This is a genomic window from Reichenbachiella sp. MALMAid0571, assembly GCF_040151475.1.
Classification (GTDB): domain Bacteria; phylum Bacteroidota; class Bacteroidia; order Cytophagales; family Cyclobacteriaceae; genus CAXBNB01.
The window spans coordinates 79,916-104,621 of the sequence record NZ_JBDKWG010000130.1 but is presented as its reverse complement, the minus strand read 5'-3'; the positions used below and the strand labels follow the sequence as shown (position 1 = coordinate 104,621).

The window sequence follows — 24,706 nt, the reverse complement described above, 5'->3', positions numbered from 1 at the left end:
ACAAATTTATGTATTATGTATTTAATTTTCTAATAAACAGGTAGTTATGTATTGTTTATTAAATTTATTGATTATACTTATGGTGTAAGTTTCTAATAGATAATTGATTGAAATTAATTTATATGTAGAGTGCTATTATGCCTATGAAGGTTTTTAGCTATTCATTTGATTTTAGGGAAGAAAGTATCTTGCGATGATTCATAGACCTATACAATTGGTACAAATACACCTATAACAACTTTAGTATTAGTTTTAGATTTACTTAAAAATATACAGGCAATAAAAATTTGGAAGGAAGTAAAAAAAACTTAGTTATTATGGAAATATCATCTGGTAGAAGAGATTTTATAAAAAAAACAACAATGGGCACAGCAGGTCTTGCTATGGGCATGAGTGCTAAAAGTTATGCCAATATTATAGGAGCTAACGATAGGGTGAATGTCGGTATTTTGGGGTTTTCCGGTAGGGCTCAAGGTGCACTTATTCCAGCCTTCTACAAAAGTAGCGACAAAATGAATTTTCAGATTACAAGTGTTTGTGATCTGTGGAATTTGCGAAGAGAAGAAGGAGTTGAAGTGATCAAAAAGCTGAGTGGAAATAAAAAAGTAAAGGGTTATCGAAATACTGATGAGATGTATGAAGACAACCAGATTGATGCAGTGATTATTTCTACTGCAGATTTTCAGCATGCGCTTCTGGCGGCTGAAGCTGCAAACGCAAAAAAGGATGTTTATTGCGAAAAGCCTTTTGCCGAAACAATGGAAGACAATAGGCAAGCATTGAAAGCGGTGAATGATGCTGGTATTGTATTACAAGTTGGTTCTCAGCGTAGAAGTGGAGCAAACTACCATGCTGCTAATAATTTTATCAAATCAGGACAATTTGGAGACATCACTTCGGTGGAAATGTCGTGGAATGTAAACCAGCCTGGCAGGTGGAGACGACCTAAGGAGGTGGCAGCTATCAAGGAAACCGATACGGATTGGAAACGCTTTTTACTAAATAGGCCTTATGAACAATGGGATCCGAGAAAATATCTTGAATACAGGTTGTTTTGGCCTTATTCATCCGGTATTCCGGGGCAGTGGATGGCACATCAGATAGATACTGTTCATTGGTTTACAGATTTGCCCCATCCAAGGAGTGTGGCAGCTAATGGTGGAATTTATCTGTGGAAGGATGGGCGAAAGAATTATGATACCATGACTGCTGTATTTGATTATGGCCCATTGAATGATATGTCTAAGGGGTTTCAGGTGGTGTACTCTTCCAGGTTTACCAATTCTGCAGGAGGTACCAAAGAAATATATTACTCCAATGGAGGAGAATTGAACCTTGATACCAACAAAGTAACAGCAAATGGTGGTCTTATTGAAAAATATGCTAAAGCCATGAATATGAAACCAAATCTACTGGATGAGTATTCATTATCTGATAATGCCCCTAAGGTAGTAACTAGTGCCAATACTGGTGCAGATGATACCACGTCGTTGCACATGCTCAACTGGATGGAATGTATCCGAAGCAGAAAGGAAACTAATGCTCCTGTCAAAGCGGGATATAATCATTCTATAGCCAACATAATGACTACAGCAGCATTGCGAACAGGCCAGTTTGTGACTTTTGATGAAAAGAATCAGGAAGTACTTGCCGGAGGAAAAGTATTCCAGTATTGATTTTTAATGCATCATACATTGTCTTTGATTTGTACATACACAAATCAAAGACAATAATAAATACCGGGTACTCATGAAGTGGAATCTGCACATTAAATGGAATATAGATTAGTTTTTACCTGAAAACACATTTGTCTATGCTTTTGGTACAATCATTCCTTTATGAGAACATATGTAAGTAATACTTTTGAACAAATTTTAGAATTAAATTAAAGCGGCAATGAGAAATGTTGCAAATCACTAAAATGACTGGATGTTAGGGCAGGAATATCAAATACTGAAAGACGAAGAAATTTGGGAGATTTTCAAATCAGGAAATCAGGAAGCATTAAGTTATATATTCAAATGCAATATTAAGATTCTCTATAAATACGGAAACAAGTTCTCTTCAAATGGGCAAATGGTTGAGGACTGTATTCAGGATTTGTTTTTAACAATATGGAAAAACAGGTTGAATCTAAGTTCCACAAACTCCATCAAATTATACCTACTGGGTGCGCTTAGAAAAAAATTGATCAGGCAATCGGCTGTGGATCAAAAGCACCATACCCAAGATTTATTGGATGAAAAGTATTCTTTTGATTTACAATACAATCCTCAGGAAATTGAATTTAACCTACAGGCCCGGCTTTCCAATGAAAAACAAGTCACTGCATTTCTTGATAAGCTTACAAAAAGGCAAAAGGAAGCTGTTTATCTTAAATTTTATCAAGATATGGACTACAAAGAAATTGCCCATATCATGGAATTGAATTATCAGTCAGTTAGAAATTTGGTATATAGCAGTTTAAAGGCCTTAAAAAGTCAATTGAGCAGGTATTCTATTTAATACAATTAAGGGATTCGAATCATTCAAATACCAGTGGTTTTTCTCTCTTGAAAAGATATTTCTTTTTACTTGTCGGAAAATAATCATTTTTTTTTGAGTACAAATCAGAGGTCTGTGTAATTACTGTTTAGTTACAGGCAATTATTAATCGTTAGTGTTGTCAGCCTGTACAAGCAAGGCCATGAAAATAAACTACAAAAACTATACTATTGAAGATTTCGCTCAGGACTCATACTTTCAGAAATGGGTACGGAATCCTGATCAGGAGTGTGAAGAGTTTTGGTCCGATTGGTTGAGTGATAATTCTAATCGTATTTTTGAAATAGATGAAGCCGCAGAGCTAGTACGCTCACTTAGCTTCAAAGAAAGCAATATAGCAGAGGAAAACATCATACGGCTTTGGGGCAATATTTCAATGAACATTAATAATGAGAACAGAATATCTCATTATAGAAAAAATAAAAAGTCTTATAGTACTTTATTGAAAGTAGCCGCATCATTGATTCCATTGTTTATTCTGGGATATCTGTTTTATTCGAATCTGGGGCAAGACGAAGAGATGTTAGAGTTATCCAATCAGGTATCTATAATGAAAAAAGAGAACCCTAATGGAAAAAAATCTCAATTTACTTTACCCGATGGAACACGGGTTTTTCTAAACTCTAATAGCAGGCTTCTTTATTCAAGTCAATTTAATGAGGAAATAATTCGAAAAGTAAAGCTGAAGGGGGAAGCTTTCTTTATGGTAAAAAGAGATACCCTCAGGCCTTTTATCATAGAATCAGGAGACCTTCAGACTCAGGTGCTTGGTACAGCCTTTAATGTCAGAGCTTTTGATGATGAGGATAACATCTTTGTTGCCGTTGAGGAAGGTAAAGTTCGCTTACAAAATAAGCGTAAAGATGAAAATGCAGATTTTTTGATTTTGGAACAGCGTGATTTAGGGGTTTTTAAGAAGAAAAATCAAAGCCTAAAGAGAGAAAAACTGGAAGGAAGTGAGGTGTTTGACTGGAGAAATGGTGTGATCCATTTTCAAAAAGCAAATTTTAAGGAAATAAGACAAACGCTGGAACAATGGTACGGTGTTTCTTTTGTTATCAAACGTAACATAGATTCCAAGAAAGATTTTACGGGTAGTTATGCAAATAAACCATTGAGGACTGTACTTGATGGTTTACAGTTTGTATATGATTTTGACTACAGTATAAAAAATAAAACTATAACTATAAATTAATCACTATGAATAAATCCAATACAAGTTAGCCCCCCAAAAAAAGTATCTCATGAAGTTGAATAAATCATTGGGGAATGTCGATTCAACAATCATGAGATAAGCCACATATTTTTAATATACTATTTCAACTAAAAACTTTAAGTGACATGAAGACAAATTTACTTAAAAATATTTTGATTATGACAAAATATGGAATATCCGGTATTGTACTTCAATGTGTACTATTTTCTTTCATTACAGCGAAGGAAATTAATGCGCAGAAGAAGAGCATAGAAGATATCTATATTACGATTGACCTGGAAAATGCGAGCATTGAGAAAGTGTTTGAAAGTATTTCAGAGAAAACCTCATTCAACTTTGCTTATAAGCAAAGCATGATTGACAAGAATAAAAAAATCAACATAGCCGAAACTGATAAATCTTTAGGGTATGTGTTGAGAAAAGTGGCACAAAAATCTAATGTGCAATTTCGAAGAGTGGATGAAACCATTCATGTAAACAAAAGAGCAGTTAAAGGAATAGAAGTTTCTGAGGTTTTGGCCGATGTAAGTGTGGGTGGTAAAGTCACTGATGAAAACGGAGACGGATTACCAGGAGCTGCTATAGTAGTCAAGGGTTCCGCAGGAGGTACGGTTACTGATTTAGATGGCAAGTATAAGCTTGATGTTCCATCAGCTGAGTCTGTACTGGTTGTCAGCTTTGTAGGGTACAAGACTCAGGAAGTTCCTGTAGGATCCAGATCAACCATTGACATTGCAATGGAAGTTGATGCAACTTCTCTGGAAGAAATTGTAGTGGTAGGATATGGAGAAGTAAACAGAAGAGATTTAACAGGAGCAGTTGGTTCCATTCAGTCAGTGGATATTGTAAGATCCAATCCTATTCAGGCTGCTGCAGCTCTTCAGGGACAAGTAGCAGGCGTAAACATTAATAAATTGAGTAACAACCCAGGTGAAGGCTATAGTATCGACATTCGTGGGTTGAGTAATTTTGATGGATCAAATGCGAGTGCTCCCCTAGTAGTGATTGATGGAGTAATGGGAGCAGATATGAATGTATTGAATCCTAACGATATCGAATCTATGGATGTATTGAAGGATGCTTCATCTACAGCCATATATGGATCAAGAGGAGCCAATGGAGTGATTATTATCACTACGAAAAGAGGTAAATCAGGTACTCCAAAAATCAGCTACAACTCTTATGTAGGTATGAAAGTAATGGCACATATGCCAACCTTTCAGAATGCACAACAATTTGCGCACCATGTATTTGACTTATACGAACAAGAAACTGGAAATAGTCTGGGCAATAGCCGATCTCCAACGGACAGTGAACTTGCTTTGGTTAATTCAGGACAAACCACAGACTGGGTTGATTTGATCACAGATGCAGCGGTACAAACTGGACACAGCCTTGGTTTGACAGGTGGAACAGAAAGAACTACTTATGATTTTTCATTGGGTTATTTGAATGAAGGAGGAAATACCATTAATACTTCATTTAAGAGATATACAATAAAGGCAGGCATGGAAAGCAAAGTACATGACAAAGTGAAAGTAGGTTTGACATCATACTATACTTTCAGCAAGCAGGCACTTTCTTCTTTAGAGACCTTGCGTTCAGCATTCCGAGCAAGGCCAACAGGAACTGTTTATACAGAAGACCTACAGGCATCAGATGCAGCAGGAGACAAGGATTGGAATGGTTATTCAGTATTTATGGGAATCAATGACAATCAAGTGCTTAATCCCGTAATAGAAGCTCAGAAAGAAAATTACCAGAGAGAACAGCGTAAATCATCTTTATTGGCCAATGCCTATATTGATTATACGCCTATAAAGGGTTTGTCATTTAGAAGTTCAATATCAACTACAGTGTCAAGTGTACAAGATGGGGAATTCAGAGGAACCTATACCAAATCTCAAAAATCCACAAGATTACCAAGAGCAAGTTTGGCAACTAGGGCAGTGTCATCTTATACGTTGGATAATACAGTGACTTACAAGTTGAACTCAGGAGACCATGGATTGACTGTAACCGGATTACACAGTGTATTTCAGCAAAGGGTACAGGATTCGAACATAGCAGCTCAGGATTTGCCTTACCCTTCTTTGTGGTATCATTTGAAGGACGGTACGGTGACAGACTGGTCAACTGGTTTGGAAGAAAGAGCATTGCTTTCCTATATGGGACGGATCAATTACTCTTTCAAGGATAAATACTTATTGACAGTTACAGGTCGTAGTGATGGAGCCTCACAATTGTCAGTGGGTAACAAATGGCAGTTTTTTCCATCAGTAGCCTTGGCATGGCGTCTGGGTGATGAGGATTTCATTAAAAACACCAACATGTTTTCTGATTTGAAGTTAAGGGTAAGTTATGGTGAAGTGGGTAATGCTTCAGTAAATCCTTATCAAACTCAATCAACAATTGCTCAAACCCAATACGAGTTTGGTGGTTCATCTGCTAATGGTTATGCCATCAACAACCTATCGAATAAGAATTTGGTATGGGAACGTAGCAAGGAGCTTAATTTCGGTATCAATATGGGTATAATGAAAAACAGGATTACTACCTCTATAGAAATCTACAATAGAAAAACCGTAGACCTTATCATAGGAGACAAACTTCCAATATCTACAGGATTCTCAGATGTAGTAGCCAATGTTGCAGAAATACAAAATAGTGGTGTAGAAATATTGTTGAACACAGTCAATATAGCCAAGGAGGATTTTACATGGAATACAAACATTACGTTTACCAAGAACAATAACAAAGTAACCAAATTGACCGACGGTCTGACTGAAGATATTGGAAACAACCGATTTGTGGGAGAGCCAGTAAATGCTCTATACTATTACGAACCAATAGGTATCTGGCAACTTGATGAAGCAGATGAAGCTGCTGATTTTGGCTACCTGCCAGGCCAGGTGAAATTTGTAGACCAAAACAATGATGGTAAAATCACGGATGCTGATGACAGGGTAATTGTAGGAAGTGAAAGTCCCAGTTTCCTGATGGGAGTTCGAAATAAGTTTAACTACAAGAATTTCGATTTGTCATTTTTCGTGTACACCCGTCAGGGAGTAAAATGGAGGAGTACCTACCTGACCGGAACATTTGGTGACACAGGCAACAACCGTTACAACCATGATGCTACGCTTGATTACTGGACGACTACTAACCCATCTACTACTTATTTTGGATACAGGGGAGCAGGTCCAGGCAACAGCAGGAATTCATTTTCTGTGGTATCGGCCAATTTTGTCAGGATTTCAGACATAACATTGGGTTATACACTTCCTGCTTCAGCGTTGAGTAGTTTAGGATTGGGTTATGTGAGGGTTTATGCACAGGCAAACAATCCTTTTGTGTTTACCAAGACCAAAGGATTTAACCCTGAATACAATGGGAACATTTATAAAGATGAAGTATCTTATGCTTCCTATTTATTCGGTTTAAATGTTTCTTTCTAAGGTTTATTTCTTTCACGAAAAATTTTTTAAAAAATGAAGATATATAAAAAATGGCAGGTATTTGCCACCGCTGTATTGATGCTTTCATCGGTAGGGTGCAGTGATTTTTTAGACGAGGAAGCTGTTTCATTGCAAACAGCAGAGAATTACTATGTAACTCCGGAGGGGTTTGAAGATTTGGTTAGAGCTACGTACCCTTTATTTAGACAAATTATTAAAGATAGGGAGTTGGTACTGCAGGGAACCGATATATTCAGTCAGGGAGATTGGAACAAGGCAACCACAACACTCGGTAGTGGATTTAATGAGTATAATGCTAATTTGAGTGCTACAACAGGAGAAGTTGCTACTTTATGGACTCACCTATATCAAGAGATCAACCGTACAAATACTGTAGTAAGTAGGGCAGAAGGAGTTGTAGGTATGGACGAGGGTTTGAAAGAGGATAGGATAGCTGAAGCAAAAGTGCTTAGGGCATTGGCTTTATTCTATGCAGTGCAGCAATGGGGAGATATTCCAATGCCTTTGGAAGAAACGACCAGTGGTAACAAAGAGGTAATCAGAGTACCAGCAGCAGATGTTTACACTCAGATCATTAGTGACTTGACAGAAGCTGAAGCGACATTGCCTGTTACCGCAACAGATTATGGTCGTGTGACTAAGGGAACAGCTCAGTTTTTATTGGCACGTGTTTACTTGACAAGAGGCTGGAACTACAATAATTCATTGGGTGGTAGCAATGCTGATTTTGACATGGCATTGGATTATGCAGATAAAGTAATTGCAGCGTATCCATTGGCTACCAATTATACTGATTTATTTCCAGCACGTAACGAGAATCCTCTTTTGGAGACTAATTCTCCAGCAACACAAAACGATCAAAACGATGAAATTGTGTTTGCTATACAATTTAGTGAAAACATTGTCACTTCACCGGAAGGCAATGACTATCATCATGCATTTGGAGGAAGTGTAGCTGTACCAGGTGAAGTAGCCAGATCTTCTTTCTATAATAGGTATTTGGGTAAATTTATTGCCACGCCATCTATATACAGGATGTACGATACTGATATTGATACCAGATACAATCATAATTTTTTAGGAAAGATTTACGCTTTAATAGATGTGCCTGATTTTGATCCTGGCAATGGTGCTGAATTTGATATCACAGCAGGCGATGTTGTAGTTGAATTCAGACCATGGGACAATCCAGCCACTACACCAGCTGAGAGAGGAATAGATGTAGGAGGAGATTTGCCATATGCAGTGATCAACACTGATGAATATCAAACCATAACAAGCTCAGCTTATCATGGAAACAACATGCAACCTTTGATGTGGAAATTCTTTGAGCCAAATATCCCTTATGGTGATGGTTTTGGTACTTTTGATTACGCATTGTTCCGTTCAGCAGAAGCTTACCTGATTGCTGCTGAAGCAATTGTTAAAGGTGCTACAGGTGGAGACTTGGGAGGAGCAGAGGTATATTACAATAGAGTTGTTGACAGAGCACTAGGAGCAAATGCCGGAGCTACTCCGTTGCAGGCAGCAAATCCAGCCGATGTTTCCTCTATGGCAACTGTATCCTATAGAGCAACAGCAGGTACAATAGACATTGACATGATCTTGGACGAAAGAGCCAGGGAATTGATGGGTGAATATGTAAGATGGTATGATCTGAAAAGAACTGAAAAGTTGATAGACAGAGCAAAAACGATGAATCCATGGACAGCTGATAGCGAAATAGCTGCATACCATATGGTACGGCCAATACCTCAACAAGAAAGAGATTTGGCTTCTAATGATCTTTCTCAGAATCTTAACTACTAGAAAACAAACCGGATGTAATTTATTTGTCTTGAAGTTTAGAAAGCAAGGCAGGCATCTATGAGATAATAATTGTTTTGGTTTTAAGAATGGAGGGCTATAGCCCTCCATTTTTTTCTTCAGGGTTTATGTTTAAAAATGATGATTTCAAGTTTTAATAGTATTAGAGATATTTTGATTTATCATTTATTTTTGGAGGAATGAGGTATTATATTGAGGAAATAGTAACTTCATAATCTACAAATACAAATCACAGATGAAACAAAAAAGCAGAAGAGATTTTGTCAAGTTATCAGGACTAACTTTGGCTACAGCACTTGTTCCTTTAAGTAATACCGGGGCTGGTGTTTTAAAGAAAAAGAACGAACTAAAGTTGGGGTTGGCATCTTATAGCCTTCGGAAATTCAGCCAAACCCAAGCCTTGGAAATGACCAAAAGAGTAGGGTTGGATTATATCTGTTTCAAAAGTATGCACCTGGCAATGGATGCATCCACAGAAGAATTGAAAAGCAGTGCCATTAATGCGAAAAAAACAGGTGTGAATCTTTATGGAGCAGGCGTGATCTATATGAAAACAAAGGAAGATGTTGATCAGGCTTTTGAATACGCTATAAATGCAGGCATCTCTGTGATAGTTGGTGTTCCACAGCATGATTTACTGAGTTATACAAATGATAAAATCAAAGAGTATAATATAAAAGTAGCCATACACAACCATGGGCCGGGAGACGAACAGTACCCAAGTCCTGAAAGTGTTTTTGAGAAGATTAAAGACCTTGATCCCAGATTTGGATTATGCATGGATATTGGACACACGCAGAGAATTGGTGTTGATCCCATTGAAGCGGGTAAAGCGTATTTTTCAAGGTTATTTGATATCCACCTCAAAGATGTTAATAGTGCAACTCCTGATGGTAAAACAGTAGAAATTGGCCGTGGAGTTATTGATATTCCCGGTTTTTTGGAAATGTTATTGAACAAGGGTTACACAGGAGTGGCAGGTATAGAATACGAAAAAGATGCTGATGATCCTTTACCAGGCCTGTCAGAATCTGTAGGATATGTGAAAGGTTGCATAAAAGTATTGTCTCAATAATTCCATCGTATTTACTGCAATTGATCAATTCCGTGTGTTTTTGGCCTGCTTAGGAAGGGTCAGGTTGAACTTAATCAAATTACTATTTATGAACATAAAAAGAAAAGTTTATCAAATTTTAACACTGACCCTTGTCTGGTCAGTTTTTATTTTTGCTTGTCAGCAAAAAGAGACAACCCCACCAGTAGTAGCAAGTCATATAAAACCTGTAGATATGGTTTATCCGTTTCTGGACACAGAAAATTCCAGATGGTTTTTCTTCTCTTCAGCCTCTCGTCCCTTTGGTATGGTCAACTTAAGCCCGGATATGAAGATAGATGGAGCTTGGAATTCAGGGTATAGATATCAGGAAGATACCATCAAATTCTTCAGTCATATACATGCGTGGCAGTTGTCAGGTGTACCAGTGATGCCAACTACAGGTGATTTTAAAGGACATAAAGGTCCGGATGTTTATGGCTCTCTGTATTCACATGATCAAGAAACCGTTTTCCCCGGTTATCATCAGGTTAAATTGAAAAGCTATGGGATAAACGCTGAACTAACTTCTACTACCAGAGTTGGATTTCATAGATATACTTTTGAAAAGCCAAATCAAAATTCAATTTTGCTTGATTTAGGTACTGTTCTGGGGCCATCGCCGACTAAATATGGGCATGCAGAAAAAGTTTCAGATAAGGAAATCAACGGTTACGCCTTGATGACTAAAACTCACCGCAGGCCAAAGGACACTTATGTTTATTTTCATATCGAACTTGAAAAACCGTTTTCTGCTATGCATGCATGGAAGGATGGTAAGCTTTCAGGTGAAGTTACTGAGTTTGATGGAACAAAAGGAGGCGTGTACCTGACTTTAGATGATACCCAAAAAACTGTACTTATGAAAGTAGGAATCTCTTATGTGGGTACAGAGCAGGCAAAGCTCAACATCAAGGCTGAATTGGATCATTGGGATTTCGATAAGGTAGTAAAAGACTCAAAGCAAGAGTGGAATAGTCAGTTAAGTCGAATTGAGATTGAAGGAAATGACGAGCAGCAACAACGGCGTTTTTACACTGATCTTTGGAAAGCACTACAAGGCAGAAGAATTATTAGTGATGCAAATGGTCAATATTGTGATATGACAGGTGACAGTCCACGAACCGGACAGATTCCTTTGGATGAAAGGGGAAAGCCTAAGTTTAACCATTTCAATTCAGATTCATTTTGGGGTGCGCAATGGACTATTACTACATTGTGGGATTTGGTGTATCCGGAAATAGCCGAACAGTTTGTCAATTCTATGCTACTGATGTACGATGATGGCGGATTCATACCAAGAGGCCCTTCAGGTGGTAATTATACTCATGTGATGACTGGAGCTTCATCCACACCGTTTATTGTGGGCACTTATATGAAAGGCATTCGCAATTTCGATGTGGAAAAGGCCTATGAAGGAATGAGGAAAAATCACATGCCAGGAGGTACAATGGGGAGAGCAGGGTATGAGCATAACACTATTAAGGGTGGTGGTTTAGAATATTACATAGACAGAGGATATATCCCTTTTCCAATGGATAGCAAAAAGTGGGGAGGTCATCAGGACGGTGCAGGACAAGCGCTCGAATATGCTTATCAGGATTGGTGTCTGGCACAAATGGCAAAATCATTAGGCAAAGAAGATGATTATAAACTTTTTATGACCCGGTCTAACAATTGGAAAAATATTTTTGATCCTGAAACCAAATGGATGCGTCCTAAAGAACAGGATGGTAGCTGGAGAGAACCCTACGATCCTTATGAATACGAAGGTGGGTTCGTAGAGTCAAATGCATCTCAATCTACCTGGTATGTACCTCAAGATCTTAAAGGTCTGGCTGAAATGATGGGAGGGAATGATGCAGCAGCAGAAAAGCTGAATACTTCTTTCGAAACGGCCGCTAAAATGGAGTTTACCTCAGGAAAATCACATGCAAAAGAGTTGGATGAGCAAAACAAAAGAATTCCGATCAACTATGGCAATCAACCATCCATTGAAACAGCATTTGTTTTCAATCACATTGGAAAACCCTGGTTAACTCAGTATTGGTCTAGGGAAGTTGTGGACAAAGTATTTGGAGATTTGTCTCCTAAGTTTGGATTCAGTGGAGATGAAGATCAGGGATTGATGGGGTCACTGTCAGTGTTGATGAAAATAGGGTTGTTTGAAATGAGGTCTGGTGCAGATATAGAACCTAAAATTGATTTGGGGAGTCCTATTTTTAATAAGATAACTATTCACTTAAACAAGGAATATTACACTGGTGATAAGATCGAAATTATTGCTCCAAAAAATAGTCTGGAAAACAGATACATTCAAAGTGCCCAATGGAATAATTCCGAACTCAGCACACCTGAAATTAATCACAGGGACTTGACTAAAGGAGGGGTGCTTACACTGGACATGACAGATAAGCCTGGTTCCCAGTGAGCCATTTTTTGGTAAAAATCCTATGTAAAAATGTTCTCAAAACCTTGATGGTAAACAAGTAAGAATTTTAAGAATCTTACTATTAACTTAGTTTAAATAATGAATAGATTAATTGTAGTGGTCATGCTCGTTTCAAGTTCCTTATTAACAAAGGCTCAAACTAAAATAATTGCACATAGGGGCTTTTCTGAAATAGCTCCTGAAAATACGCTCATTGCTTTTCAAAAGGCAATCGATTGCAAAGCTGATTATTTCGAATTGGATGTACATAAAACCAAAGATGACTCTGTGGTGGTGATTCATGACTCATCAGTAGATCGGACCAGTTCCAATGATAGCAAAGGAAAAATAGCCGAAATGACTTACAAGGACATATCTACAGTCAAAGTGGGAAACAGTAAGAAATTTGGTGATGAATATAAAGATGAAAAAATTCCAACTTTGAGGGAAGCGCTTGAATTGGCTAAAGGAAAAATTAAGGTTTGTATAGAAATTAAAGTTTATGGAGTAGAGAAATCGGTTATGAAAGTTGTGAATGATCTCGAAATGAATGACCAGGTGATCATATTTTCTTTTTACTATCCGGTGTTAGCCAAGATTAGACAACTCGATAAAAATATCCCGACACTGTACTTGATAAGCGATGCAGACAACACAACCATAGATTACGCCAATGTTTTAAATTTAAATGCCATTGGAGTGGGAGGTAAAACGGTTGTTACAAAGGAGTTTCTTGATTTTGCTCATGAGCGAGAAGTTGAGGTTTGGAAATGGACCGTAGATAATGAAAAAGACATGCAGCAATTAATTGATGTAGGACTTGATGGGTTAATCACTAACCGCCCGGACAAAGCGATGGAAAAACGGAGAATAGCAAATAATTAGTTGTCAGATTTTTTCTCCAGGCATCCTAAGTTTTTTCAAAGATATCATAGTGTCATTTTCTTTTTTAAAAACCCCGTCAAGTCTCTGTAGTAGGTATGTGTTTGTAAATTGAAAGTAGTTAAGCACATTCGAACCTTCAAATGGTACATCGGCGTATTCTGGCTGGTCTCCTTTAAATCTATTTTTGAAGAAATAGGTTTTATTCAATTACCTTATGAAAAAGAGAAATATATATATCAGATTGTTACAACTTGTATGGGTTCTTCTAATACTGAGTTCTTGTGGTTCACGGGAACTTGATCGGCCAATTCAAGAGCAAATAACCATAAAAGATGTAAAAGTTCCCAAAGGTTTTAAACTTGAAGAGTTATACAAGCCAAATGAGCACGATCAGGGGTCTTGGGTAAGTATTACCAAAGATGATCAGGGCAGACTTTATACATCCGATCAATTTGGATACCTCTATAGAGTGACACTACCAACAGATGTTGGTTCAAAACAAGGTATTGTAGTTGATAAGCTTGATATGAACATAGGTCTGGCTCAGGGACTGCTTTGGCATAAAAATGTACTTTATGCTTTAGTGAATTCCAATGTAAACAGGGATTTAAAAATTTACAGTGGGTTTTATAAAATCACCGATTCCAGTGGCGATGGTCAGTTTGATAAAGTAGATACACTTAGGATATTTGAGGGGAGTTTTGGAGAACATGGCCCTCATAATATTGAATTATCCCCGGATAAAAAATCTCTGTATTTGGTTTTGGGAAATCGCATTTTGATACCCGAGGGTTTGAAAAGTCACGTACCAAAAGTTTGGGGTGAAGACAATATACTCCCCACTATAAAAGATCCAAGTGGCCATGTAAATGAGATAAAAGCTCCAGGCGGATGGGTGGCAAAAGTGGATATCGTCACTGAAGAATGGACTGTCCATAATGTAGGTATGAGAAATACTTATGATATGGCATTCAATCAGGATGGAGAATTGTTTGGTTTTGATTCTGATATGGAACTCGATATGGGCATGCCCTGGTATAGGCCTATTCGCCTTTGTCACTTTACCAGTGGAAGTGAATTTGGCTGGCGATCAGGTACGGGTAAGTTTATACAAGAGTATCCGGACAACCTTCCGGGAATTATTAATATAGGACAAGGATCGCCAACAGGAGTAATGAACGGGGAAGGACTCAAATTCCCTTCTTATTACCAGAATGGCCTTTACTTGTTCGATTGGAGTTATGGTACTATGTATTTTGCAAGCCTGAAACCAAAGGGCAGTAGTTATAATGTCGAACTTAGTGAATTTATCTCTGGTGTGCCATTGCCATTGACTAATGGGTTGGTAGGAGATGATGGGGCGATGTATTTTCTTACTGGTGGACGTAGGTTAGAATCAACACTTTATAAGCTGACCTATGAAGGAAAAAGACCTGCTGAAATCCTGACACTTACTGAAAATGAAGAAGGTAAGGCAGAAAGGTCGTTACGTAAAAAACTCGAAGCGTTACATGTTAAAAAGGATGCATCTCAAATTGGGTTTATTATTGAGAACTTGGATCATGCCGACAGGTTTAGTCGATTTGCTGCCAGAGTAGCTATGGAGCATCAGGATTATGATCTTTGGAAAAATGAAATCAACAAAAAAGTAACGTCATTAAAAGCAGTAGCCCTTTCTATATCTATTGCCCATCTTGGTACGGATTCAGACAAATTAAAGGCAGTTGAGAAACTATTGGAAATTGATTTTACTTCTCTTTCCGAAGAGAGGAAGATCGATTACATCAGAGGCATACAACTACTATTGATCAGGTCAGAGGGTGAATTCCCAGAAGCAATATCAAAGCGTATTGTTGAGGCATTAAGGCCTTCCTATCTGATAAGTTCAAATTTGGTAAATAAAGAACTGTGTAAAGTATTAAGTTTTCTTCAGGTAGCTGATATTATAGAACCAACATTGGAAAAAATGGAGAATGATACTGTTGCTTCTGCAGATCAGAAAGCGATTTACTTATCAGAGAATATTTCCAAAAGAAGTGAACAATATGGTGCTGCTATTGAAAACATGCTTAAGAATATGCCTAATCCTCAAAACATCAGTTATGCAAAAAGTTTGAGTGTGATAAAGCAAGGATGGGCAAAGGAATCACGGGAAAGGTATTTTAAGTGGTATCGTGATGCGCTAACAAAATCCGGAGGCAATTCATACGCCCAATTTATCCGGGCTATACAGGAAGTAGCTTTGACCAATGTGCCGTTAGCGGATCGCCAATATTTTGAATCTTTAGCCAGTGAAGCCATGAGCGAAGCTGATAATCTTGCCAGTGAAGTGAAACAGCCAAAAGGACCCGGACAAAACTGGACGGTAGAAACGGTGAAATCGGCTTATTTGAAAAATAAGACCAAAGCTAATTTTGAGAATGGACAGAACTTTTTTAAAGCATCATTATGCGCCAATTGTCATAGTATAAAAGGTGTTGGCCGCAACATCGGACCCGAATTGACTCAGGTTGGCACCAGGTTTTCAATATCTGATTTAGCAGAGGCTATCGTCAATCCATCTTCCACTATTTCTGACCGATATCGTTATACGTCATACCATTTGGAAGATGGAAGGGTGGTGACAGGCAAGGTGATTGAAGAGGATAAAGGTGCTTTGAAAATAAGCACTAATGCTTTTTCGCCGGATCTGAGAACAATAATCAGAAAAAGCAGGGTGGAGAAGGAAGAAGAATCTCTTATTTCACCAATGCCTCCCGGTTTGATTAATAGATTGAATGAACAGGAATTGACTGATCTGATTGCCTTTTTAGTGTCAGGCGGAAATCAGGAACACGAGATTTACAACAATTAAGAATTACTATCAACACAATGAACGATCAAAGAAGAAAATTTTTACAGCAAACAGCAGTAGTTGCTTCTGGTATTTCCATACTTCCTTCTCTATCCTGGGCAGGTAATTTTAAAGGAAAAATGAATGGCAGGGATGAGATACTTAAAAAGCTTTCAGTACTAAATGACGATAAAGTAGATGGGTTGTTAAAACAACAGGTAGATAAACCCGGGGATAGATGGAATGGTGGTGTGATGAACAATTTTGAGTTGGTAAATGCTCATAGCACTTATGGATTTATAGTTACCCTTGCTTCTGCCTATGCCTACGAATTTTCAGAATATTATAAATCTTCTGCTTTAGAACAACCTCTTGAAAAAGCCATTACTTGTTTGGTGAATGTACAGTATGATGATGGAACTATTGACCTTCACAGTACCAACTTTCATTCTACTCCTGATACCGCATTTTTAGTTAATTATCTTAGTCCGGTATATGCCTGTATCAGGAGAATGAAGCAGCCTGGTTTGAAATGCTTCGTTTCACAATTGGAAAAATTCCTTATTAATGCAGGGAAATGTCTGGTGTCAGGCGGGATACATACAGCCAATCATAGATGGGTTGTCAGCTCTGCATTAGCCAGAATGAATAGTTTTTTTCCTGATCCAAAGTACTTGAAAAGAATAGACCAATGGCTCTCGGAAGGTATAGATTTGGATGCCGACGGGCAGTACACCGAAAGAAGTGTAAGCGTGTATAGTGCAGTTTGTGATAATATGTTTTTAACGATGGGCAGATTGCTCGACCGTAGTGATTTGTTGGATGTGGCTAGAACTAATCTGGCAATGACCCTCTACTACATTCAGCCAGATGGAGAAGTACTTACAGATGCTTCTCACCGACAGGACAGTGCGTATGTAGGCTTTGTTAATAAGTATTATTATGCCTACAGGTATTTTGCCATAAAGGATAAAAACCCGGAATTTGCTGCAGTTTGTGCTTTGATCGAAGAACAAATGCCGGAAAAAATCACAAACTTTATTCTGACATTACTGGAGGATTCTATTTTTGAAAATAAGCTTATTGAACCAAGTAAAGTTCCTGATAACTATTTCAAGTACTTTGAGCATTCAGGTGTATTCAGGATTAGAAGAGGAAGTACTGATATTTCTGTGATAGAACAGAATCCCACATTTTTCTCCTATAGAAAAGGGAATGCTGTCATGCAGTCAATGAGATTAGGGGCTGCATTTTTTGGAAAAGGACAATTCGTTGCAGAAGAAGTTGAATTTGATGGAAAGGTAATTATTCTTAAAAGAACCTTGACTAAAGGGTATTATCAGCCAGTGCCTGTTGATAAGCATAGTGGTGCAAATGCGTGGAAAGAATTGTCTCGTGATGATCGTGAGTTGAGTGAGGCACAGACAATGACTACAGTGGTTACCATTAAGGAATCTGATGGTAAGGTTTCTATTGAATCTGAAATTACGGGTTGCCCAAATGTACCTGTAACCTGGGAAATGAGCTTCAGACCTGGAGGGGAGTTTGATGGAGTAGTAAAGGACAAAAATACAAAAGATGTTTTTTTTCTGGAAAAAGGCAATGGCCAATACCAGGTAGGAAAAGATATAATCAATTTTGGTGGTGGTATAGTGGCTCACAAATGGGCAGAAATGAGAGGCATGTTGCCTAAACAGGGTGGGAGTAGTCTTTACGTGACAGGTTATACCCCCTTTAATCATACTATTGAACTCAGTTGATTGGTTGTATTTCTTGTACTTTCTTTCCATTTTCTTTATTTTGGGATAAAAAAGTATCATTATTTAGCAAAATACAGGAGATAATGAGGCTGTTTGCATTTTAGTTTTGTTGGAAATGATTCATATTGGGTATAATCTATTACATTGCTTCCCTGAAAATAATATTGAAATCCGGTCTTTGTTCAAGATAGTTAAGGTTTCATGTTTGTTTCAAAATCATGAGTCAAATTACAAGATATTTTCGCACGATACTTTAAACCATTGAAGATATTACTACCAAACTTTACTAAATCAATCACAATATGAAAAACTGCAGGTTACCTTTTATTTTTTCTTTATTAATACTCTCCATTTCTTGTCAACCCGATAAGACCAATGAAGAACCCATAAGCGAACGTGTTACCGTAGGCCATATTACTGTTCCAAAAGGGTTTGTCATTGAAGAATTGTACAAACCAAATGAACATGATCAGGGATCTTGGGTGAGTATCACTAAAGATGATAAAGGAAGACTATATACATCTGACCAGTATGGTAATATCTACAGAGTAACTTTGCCGGGGATAAATAATACAAACGATAAAGTTGCGGTTGAAAAATTGGATTTGAAAATTGGTCTGGCTCAAGGATTACTTTGGCATAAAGGAGATTTATATGCTTTGGTTAACTCCAATGAGAATCGTGACCTTATGATCAAAAGTGGGTTTTATAAAATCACAGATTCCAACGGAGATGACGAATTTGACAATGTAAGGATGTTACGTTCTTTTAATGGAGAGGGTGAACATGGTCCACATAATGTTATTTTATCTCCTGATGGTCAATCTTTGTATCTGGTATTAGGAAATCACACCGATATTCCGGAAGATTTGGACAGTGTAGTACCTAAAGTTTGGGGCGAAGACAATATACTACCTGTGATAAAAGATCCTAGTGGTCATGCCAATGACAGAAAAGCTCCGGGAGGATGGGTTGTGAAAACTGATTTTGAAGGAAAAGAATGGACTCTGACTACTGTAGGTTTAAGAAATACTTATGACATAGCATTTAATCAGGATGGTGAGTTGTTTGGTTTCGATTCCGATATGGAATATGATATGGGAATGCCCTGGTACAGGCCGATCAGGTTGTGTCATTTTACTGATGGTGCGGATTTTGGGTGGAGAACCGGAACAGGTAAATTCTCTGCTGAGTACCCTGATAACCTTCCAGGAATTGCTAATCTGGGACAAGGATCACCAACAGGACTGTTGGAAGCACGGGGATTGAAATTCCCATCTTACTACCAGAAAGGTCTTTTTGTTTTCGATTGGAGTTATGGTACCATGTATTATGCTAGCCTTACACCTAAGGGAAGTAGTTATTCAACAGAAGTAACTGAGTTCATATCAGGAGTTCCATTACCATTGACTAATGGAATAGCAGGTGATGATGGAGCATTATACTTTTTGACTGGTGGTAGGAGATTAGAGTCTTCATTATATAAAGTTACTTATACGGGAGAGCGATCTACAGAACCTGTTAAATTTGAACCAAATGAAGCTGGTAAAAAAGAAAGAAATTTAAGAAGAGAAATTGAAGTATTTCAAACTAAAAAGGCTTCAGATAAAATTGATTATCTGATAAGTTATTTGGATAATGAAGATCGTTTTATTCGCTTTTCAGCCAGGGTAGCTTTGGAAAATCAGGACTACAGCCTTTGGAAAGATAAAATATCTGAGAGTAAATCACCTTTGAAAAGTATTAACCTTGCTATCTCCATTGCCCGGCATGGAGATGATTCGGATAGAAAAAAAGCATTAAATACTTTGTTGGATATCAGTTGGACCAGTTTGGTTGAATCTCAGAAAATTGATTTTATCAGGGCTGTAGATTTGCTCGTGATCAGAATGGAAGAGGAACTTTCAGATACATTTAAGAAACGACTTAAAGATACATTTTTACCTTCTTACTTGTCCAGTTCTGATATTATGAACCGAGAGATATGTAAAATTTTGAGTTTTTTGCAGGTGTCGGAAATAATTGCTCCTACTATTGAGAGAATGGAAAATGATACCATTACTTCCAATTTGAAGTCTATTTACCTATCAGGAGACATTTCCAAAAGAAGTGAGCAGTATGGAAAAGACGTAGAAAACATGTTGAAGAACATGCCTAACCAACAAAACATTGGATATGCAAAGAGCCTTAGCTTTATCAACGATGGTTGGACAAATGAACTAAGAGAACGTTATTTCAAATGGTATAACAGGGCTTTGAAAAAATCTGGGGGTAGAATGTATTCGCAATTTATTAAAGCAATACAAGGGATAGCTTTGGCTAATGTGCCTGAACCGGATAGGCAATATTTTGAAGCTTTGGCTGGAGAAGCATTAGAGAATAGTGGAAGCTATATGTCTAACATTACCCAGCCAAAAGGCCCGGGACAAAACTGGACCGTGAAGTCATTTGTAGCAGCATACAACAAGAATCAGGTAAAAGTAAACTTTGAAAATGGAGAGAACATGTTTAAAGCTTCTCTTTGCGCCTCTTGCCATAGTGTGAATGGAAATGGTGGAAATGCAGGCCCTGAGTTGACCCAAATAGGTACAAGGTTTTCTGTCAGTGATATAGCGGAAGCCATAGTTGATCCATCGGCTACCATCTCAGATCGCTATAGAAACACACAATATTTCCTAAAAGGGGATAGAGTCGTAACCGGAAGGTTGATCAATGAGACCGAAAATGAGATGGAAGTCAGTGTCAACCCATTCTCTCCTGATTTGACTACCAAATTCAGAAAGAAAGATCTGGAAAAACAAGAAGAATCTGCTCATTCTCCTATGCCACCTGCTTTGATTAACAGACTCAACGAGCAGGAGTTGAGTGATTTGGTAGCCTTCCTGATATCCGGAGGTGATAAAAACAGTAAAGTTTATAAAAAGTAAAAGAAATTAAGAAAGAGGTAGTCTCATAAGGCAGGTGATTCCAGAATGCCTACCTAATCGGCAGTCAGGAATCCGGTAACTCTTTAACCCTTTTTAGACAACCTCTTTTTACTAAAAATAAAAAAACTCTTATGTATAAAAAACTAATATATCTATCTCTTGTTGTAATGGTTGCATGTCAACCTGCTGCAAAGAATACTTCAGGCGATCAGGGAGAATCTATTTCTCTTTTCAATGGAAAAAATCTCGATGGTTGGAGAGGGGATTCCAGAATTTGGTCGGTAGAAGATGGGGCAATTGTAGGACGGACAACCGATGAAAATCAAATAGATCATAATACCTTTTTAATCTATGAAAAGCCATTTTCGGATTTTGAACTTACTTTTCAATATAAAATAATTGGTGGAAACAGTGGAGTGCAATACCGTGCAAAAGTGCTTGATGAGAGTGAATTCGTTGTTGGCGGGTATCAGGGAGATATGGAAGCCGGGACCAACTATTCTGGTATTTTATATGAAGAAAAGGGACGTGGTATTTTAGCCCAAAGGGGAGAAAAAGTAATGATAGGAGCAGACGGAGAGAAGACAGTGGAGCAATTCAGTACAAGCGAAGCAATACAGGCAAAGATTAATATGGAACAGTGGAATTCCTACCGTATTGTAGCCAATGGTGAGCATTTGCAGCATTTTATCAATGACAACAATACCATTGATGTAGTTGACAAAGAAGTAGGTAAACGTGCATCTTCCGGTATTTTTGCCTTACAAGTACATAAAGGCCCAAACATGAAAGTGTTTTATAAGGACATTGTTCTCAGGCCTATCGTTAAATAAGAATTACTTTTGCAAGAAAGAAGGCTACTCTTTGATGAAAATTGGAGTGAGCCTTCTTGCTTATTAAGTACAATTTGTCACAGAAATGCCCCAATTATCCTTCTTAAGATAAAATTTAGTCAAAATTTGACTTATAAAAGGTGAAAAATTAAATTGATCTTTTACTAATTTGCGGAATGCTTATGCCTGAAAAATCTTCTGATGGACAGAAGTCAATAATTATGATTGGCTGCTTTGATACCAAGAGTGAAGATTTCGCATACCTCCATAAATGCCTGTTAAAGCTTGGGCTTACTGTCATTTCAATTAACACAGGAATATTCGGTACAACAGACCAATTCAGCATTGATATTGAAGCCGGAGAAGTAGCGCATGCAGCTAATGTTGACTTATCTGATTTGCGTGAAAAAAATCACAGAGGCTTTGCCATTGAAAAAATGGGACTGGGTGCTTCTAAGGTTATTGCTGACCTTGTCTCACAAGATAAAGTATGTGGTGTGATAGGTATGGGAGGAGGAGGAGGTACTTATATCATACTTTCTGCCATGCAGTCTGTTCCATTGGGTATTCCCAAACTTTGTCTGAGTACATTGGCTGCCAAAGATTTATCAGAGAAAATAGGCAGTAAAGATATTTTACTGATGCCATCAATTGTTGATGTAGCCGGGCTTAACAGTATCAGCAGGTTGTTAATCAGTCAGGCTGCAGGAGCTATCAATGGCATGATTCATTCCGGGCAAATTGACCAGGCAGAGACTTCAGGTAGCATAGCCATCAGTATATTTGGCAATACCACACCATGCGTTGATGTATGTTCTTCGTTGTTGAAAGAAGAGGGATTTGATGTATTGACCTTTCATTCCGTTGGTGTAGGAGGCAGGACGATGGAGTCCCTGATCAGAGAAGGCTGTTTTGATGCCGTATTGGATATTACTACGACTGAGTTGGCAGATGATTTATGTGGAGGAATATGCAGTGCAGGTACTGATCGGTTGACGGCTGCCTCCCAAATGGGTATTCCACAGGTGGTTGTGCCCGGATGTATGGATATGGTCAACTATGGTACGATTGACTCTGTACCTGAACAATACAAATCACGACTGCTTTACAGTTGGGCTCCAGATGTTACGCTTATGCGTACCAATGTAGAAGAGAATACGATACTGGGTGAAAGAATAGCGCAAAAATTGAATAAATCAACAAGTGAGGTTTGTATCTTGCTACCGCTAAGAGGCTTGTCACAAGTGAGTGCTGAGGCAGAAGTATTTTATGATCAGGAAGCAGACCAGGCATTATTTCAGTCAATAAAAAAACATGCGAATGATGACATCAGGATACTGGAAATAGATGCCAATATTAACGACAAAGTTTTTGCGGAAAAATCAGTAGAAATTCTTTTGCAGATGATTAAGAAATGATGCTAAGTGAAAAAGGATAAAATTAAAAGAAACCAATAAACATATTTTAAAAATGCCAAATCCATGGACGGGGAAAGGAAATCCCTACACAAAACAAGAAGTTAGAGATCGTTTACAAATTACTGTAGATAAAAAGGAAGCAATAATAGCTGCAGGTGCTGGTACAGGAATCAGTGCTAAGTTTATCGAAAAGGGAGGAGCTGACCTGATCATTGTGTACAATTCAGGTCGATTCAGAATGGCTGGTCATGGTTCCACGGCAGGTATGATGGCTTATGGAGATGCCAATGCCGTAGCTATGGAAATCGGTGAATATGAAGTACTGCCGGTGGTAGAAGAAATTCCTGTGATCTGTGGTGTGCATGGCACAGATCCACGCAGAAGGATGTGGCATTGGTTGCTGAAAGTAAAGGATATGGGATTTTCAGGAGTAAACAATTTTCCTACACATTCTATTATTGACGGACATTTTAGAAATGTATTGGAGGAAACAGGAATGAGTTTCCAAAAGGAAGTAGAAATGGTACGCTTGGCTACCAAGATGGACATGTTTTCAGTGGTCTATGTAGCAAAACCAGAAGAAGCAGTGCAAATGGCGGATGTAGGAGCAGATGCAATAATAGCTCACGTGGGAACTACTGTTGGAGGTTCTATCGGTGTGGAAGGAGCTACTTGTTCTATGGATGACGCTCTTGAGCGAACTCAGGTGATCATTGATGCGGTAAAAAAATCTAATCCTGATACTTTCTTCTTGGCTCATGGTGGCCCCATCAATACTCCTGAAGATGTACGAATAGTAATGGACAAAACGGATGTTCACGGTTTTGTAGGCGCTTCGTCTTTGGAAAGAATGGGAGTGGAGCAATCGCTGACCGATTTGACCAGAAGATTCAAGGCATTGACCTATAACAAGTAAGCTTATGGGTAAGTATTGGAAATTCACAAAGGAAGAAGAATGTGTGCAGGAAATGGTATTGGGAAGAAACCATCACTGGCACTACAATGCTGAGATTAGCAAACAAGCTGGTACTTACATGGTGAAGGTAACTGTGCCTGTAGGAGGAGGGCATGATTTTCATCACCATCCGGAAATGAATGAAATACTTTATGTACTAAAAGGCACAGCAGAACAATGGATAGAAAACGAAAAACAAATACTGAAGCCGGGAGATTCTGTCTATATTGATCCTGCAATAGTTCATGCTACCTTTAATGCAGGAGAGGATGAACTTGAGTTTTTAGCAGTATTATCTCCGGCCACAGGTTGGGAAGCAGGCACCATAGATGTATCTGATACTTTGCCTTATTCTGAATATAGAAAAAAATAATAAAGAAAAATAAGAGGCTATTTTATAATGTAGAGAATCCCCAGATTCCTGATTGTCGTTCAGGCAGGTATTCAGGAATCTGTTCGAGAAATAATTATTGATGTGTTCGCAAAGGGATGCCGGAATAAATCC

General features: G+C 38.1%; 15 protein-coding genes. All 15 read left to right on the top strand.

What is annotated here, in order from left to right:
* Positions 1-317: 317 nt before the first annotated feature.
* The 15 genes from AAOP42_RS11800 (at position 318) to AAOP42_RS11730 (ending at position 24,574) form a co-directional block, all read left to right on the top strand.
* A complete protein-coding gene (locus AAOP42_RS11800) occupies positions 318-1,676 on the top strand; it encodes a Gfo/Idh/MocA family protein (protein ID WP_349528719.1) in 1,359 nt (452 codons plus the stop codon).
* A 253-nt stretch (positions 1,677-1,929) separates the two neighbouring features.
* On the top strand, positions 1,930-2,505 hold the full coding sequence (locus AAOP42_RS11795; RefSeq protein WP_349528718.1) for an RNA polymerase sigma factor: 576 nt from the start codon (positions 1,930-1,932) through the stop codon (positions 2,503-2,505).
* A gap of 181 nt (positions 2,506-2,686) precedes the next feature.
* Positions 2,687-3,739, top strand: a complete 1,053-nt coding sequence (locus tag AAOP42_RS11790) for a FecR family protein (protein ID WP_349528717.1) — start codon at positions 2,687-2,689, stop codon at positions 3,737-3,739.
* 146 nt (positions 3,740-3,885) lie between these two features.
* A complete protein-coding gene (locus tag AAOP42_RS11785) occupies positions 3,886-7,218 on the top strand; it encodes a SusC/RagA family TonB-linked outer membrane protein (RefSeq protein WP_349528716.1) in 3,333 nt (1,110 codons plus the stop codon).
* A gap of 33 nt (positions 7,219-7,251) precedes the next feature.
* Complete coding sequence (locus AAOP42_RS11780) at positions 7,252-9,048, top strand: RagB/SusD family nutrient uptake outer membrane protein (protein ID WP_349528715.1); 1,797 nt, start codon at positions 7,252-7,254, stop codon at positions 9,046-9,048.
* Between the two features lie 253 nt (positions 9,049-9,301).
* Complete coding sequence (locus AAOP42_RS11775) at positions 9,302-10,141, top strand: sugar phosphate isomerase/epimerase family protein (RefSeq protein WP_349528714.1); 840 nt, start codon at positions 9,302-9,304, stop codon at positions 10,139-10,141.
* An 88-nt stretch (positions 10,142-10,229) separates the two neighbouring features.
* The gene (locus tag AAOP42_RS11770; protein ID WP_349528713.1) at positions 10,230-12,590 is read left to right on the top strand and encodes a GH92 family glycosyl hydrolase; all 2,361 of its coding nucleotides are present in this window, start codon (positions 10,230-10,232) and stop codon (positions 12,588-12,590) included.
* 99 nt (positions 12,591-12,689) lie between these two features.
* Positions 12,690-13,475, top strand: a complete 786-nt coding sequence (locus AAOP42_RS11765; RefSeq protein WP_349528712.1) for a glycerophosphodiester phosphodiesterase — start codon at positions 12,690-12,692, stop codon at positions 13,473-13,475.
* Between the two features lie 214 nt (positions 13,476-13,689).
* Entirely contained in the window at positions 13,690-16,329 is a 2,640-nt protein-coding gene (locus AAOP42_RS11760) for a c-type cytochrome (protein WP_349528711.1), read from the top strand.
* A gap of 17 nt (positions 16,330-16,346) precedes the next feature.
* A complete protein-coding gene (locus AAOP42_RS11755; RefSeq protein WP_349528710.1) occupies positions 16,347-18,068 on the top strand; it encodes a hypothetical protein in 1,722 nt (573 codons plus the stop codon).
* A gap of 302 nt (positions 18,069-18,370) precedes the next feature.
* Positions 18,371-20,995, top strand: a complete 2,625-nt coding sequence (locus AAOP42_RS11750) for a c-type cytochrome (protein ID WP_349528709.1) — start codon at positions 18,371-18,373, stop codon at positions 20,993-20,995.
* 131 nt (positions 20,996-21,126) lie between these two features.
* Positions 21,127-21,828, top strand: a complete 702-nt coding sequence (locus AAOP42_RS11745; protein WP_349528708.1) for a 3-keto-disaccharide hydrolase — start codon at positions 21,127-21,129, stop codon at positions 21,826-21,828.
* A gap of 182 nt (positions 21,829-22,010) precedes the next feature.
* Positions 22,011-23,246 (top strand): Tm-1-like ATP-binding domain-containing protein, encoded by a 1,236-nt coding sequence (locus AAOP42_RS11740; protein ID WP_349528707.1) that lies wholly within the window; start codon positions 22,011-22,013, stop codon positions 23,244-23,246.
* A 52-nt stretch (positions 23,247-23,298) separates the two neighbouring features.
* On the top strand, positions 23,299-24,162 hold the full coding sequence (locus tag AAOP42_RS11735; RefSeq protein ID WP_349528706.1) for a phosphoenolpyruvate hydrolase family protein: 864 nt from the start codon (positions 23,299-23,301) through the stop codon (positions 24,160-24,162).
* A 4-nt stretch (positions 24,163-24,166) separates the two neighbouring features.
* On the top strand, positions 24,167-24,574 hold the full coding sequence (locus AAOP42_RS11730) for a cupin domain-containing protein (protein WP_349528705.1): 408 nt from the start codon (positions 24,167-24,169) through the stop codon (positions 24,572-24,574).
* Positions 24,575-24,706 lie beyond the last annotated feature (132 nt).

What these genes read in the sequence shown, in the direction of transcription:
- AAOP42_RS11800 (WP_349528719.1), top strand. Translation starts at nt 318, where the DNA reads ATGGAAATATCATCTGGTAGAAGAGATTTTATAAAAAAAACAACAATG.
- AAOP42_RS11795 (WP_349528718.1), top strand. Translation starts at nt 1,930, where the DNA reads ATGTTAGGGCAGGAATATCAAATACTGAAAGACGAAGAAATTTGGGAG.
- AAOP42_RS11790 (WP_349528717.1), top strand. Translation starts at nt 2,687, where the DNA reads ATGAAAATAAACTACAAAAACTATACTATTGAAGATTTCGCTCAGGAC.
- AAOP42_RS11785 (WP_349528716.1), top strand. Translation starts at nt 3,886, where the DNA reads ATGAAGACAAATTTACTTAAAAATATTTTGATTATGACAAAATATGGA.
- AAOP42_RS11780 (WP_349528715.1), top strand. Translation starts at nt 7,252, where the DNA reads ATGAAGATATATAAAAAATGGCAGGTATTTGCCACCGCTGTATTGATG.
- AAOP42_RS11775 (WP_349528714.1), top strand. Translation starts at nt 9,302, where the DNA reads ATGAAACAAAAAAGCAGAAGAGATTTTGTCAAGTTATCAGGACTAACT.
- AAOP42_RS11770 (WP_349528713.1), top strand. Translation starts at nt 10,230, where the DNA reads ATGAACATAAAAAGAAAAGTTTATCAAATTTTAACACTGACCCTTGTC.
- AAOP42_RS11765 (WP_349528712.1), top strand. Translation starts at nt 12,690, where the DNA reads ATGAATAGATTAATTGTAGTGGTCATGCTCGTTTCAAGTTCCTTATTA.
- AAOP42_RS11760 (WP_349528711.1), top strand. Translation starts at nt 13,690, where the DNA reads ATGAAAAAGAGAAATATATATATCAGATTGTTACAACTTGTATGGGTT.
- AAOP42_RS11755 (WP_349528710.1), top strand. Translation starts at nt 16,347, where the DNA reads ATGAACGATCAAAGAAGAAAATTTTTACAGCAAACAGCAGTAGTTGCT.
- AAOP42_RS11750 (WP_349528709.1), top strand. Translation starts at nt 18,371, where the DNA reads ATGAAAAACTGCAGGTTACCTTTTATTTTTTCTTTATTAATACTCTCC.
- AAOP42_RS11745 (WP_349528708.1), top strand. Translation starts at nt 21,127, where the DNA reads ATGTATAAAAAACTAATATATCTATCTCTTGTTGTAATGGTTGCATGT.
- AAOP42_RS11740 (WP_349528707.1), top strand. Translation starts at nt 22,011, where the DNA reads ATGCCTGAAAAATCTTCTGATGGACAGAAGTCAATAATTATGATTGGC.
- AAOP42_RS11735 (WP_349528706.1), top strand. Translation starts at nt 23,299, where the DNA reads ATGCCAAATCCATGGACGGGGAAAGGAAATCCCTACACAAAACAAGAA.
- AAOP42_RS11730 (WP_349528705.1), top strand. Translation starts at nt 24,167, where the DNA reads ATGGGTAAGTATTGGAAATTCACAAAGGAAGAAGAATGTGTGCAGGAA.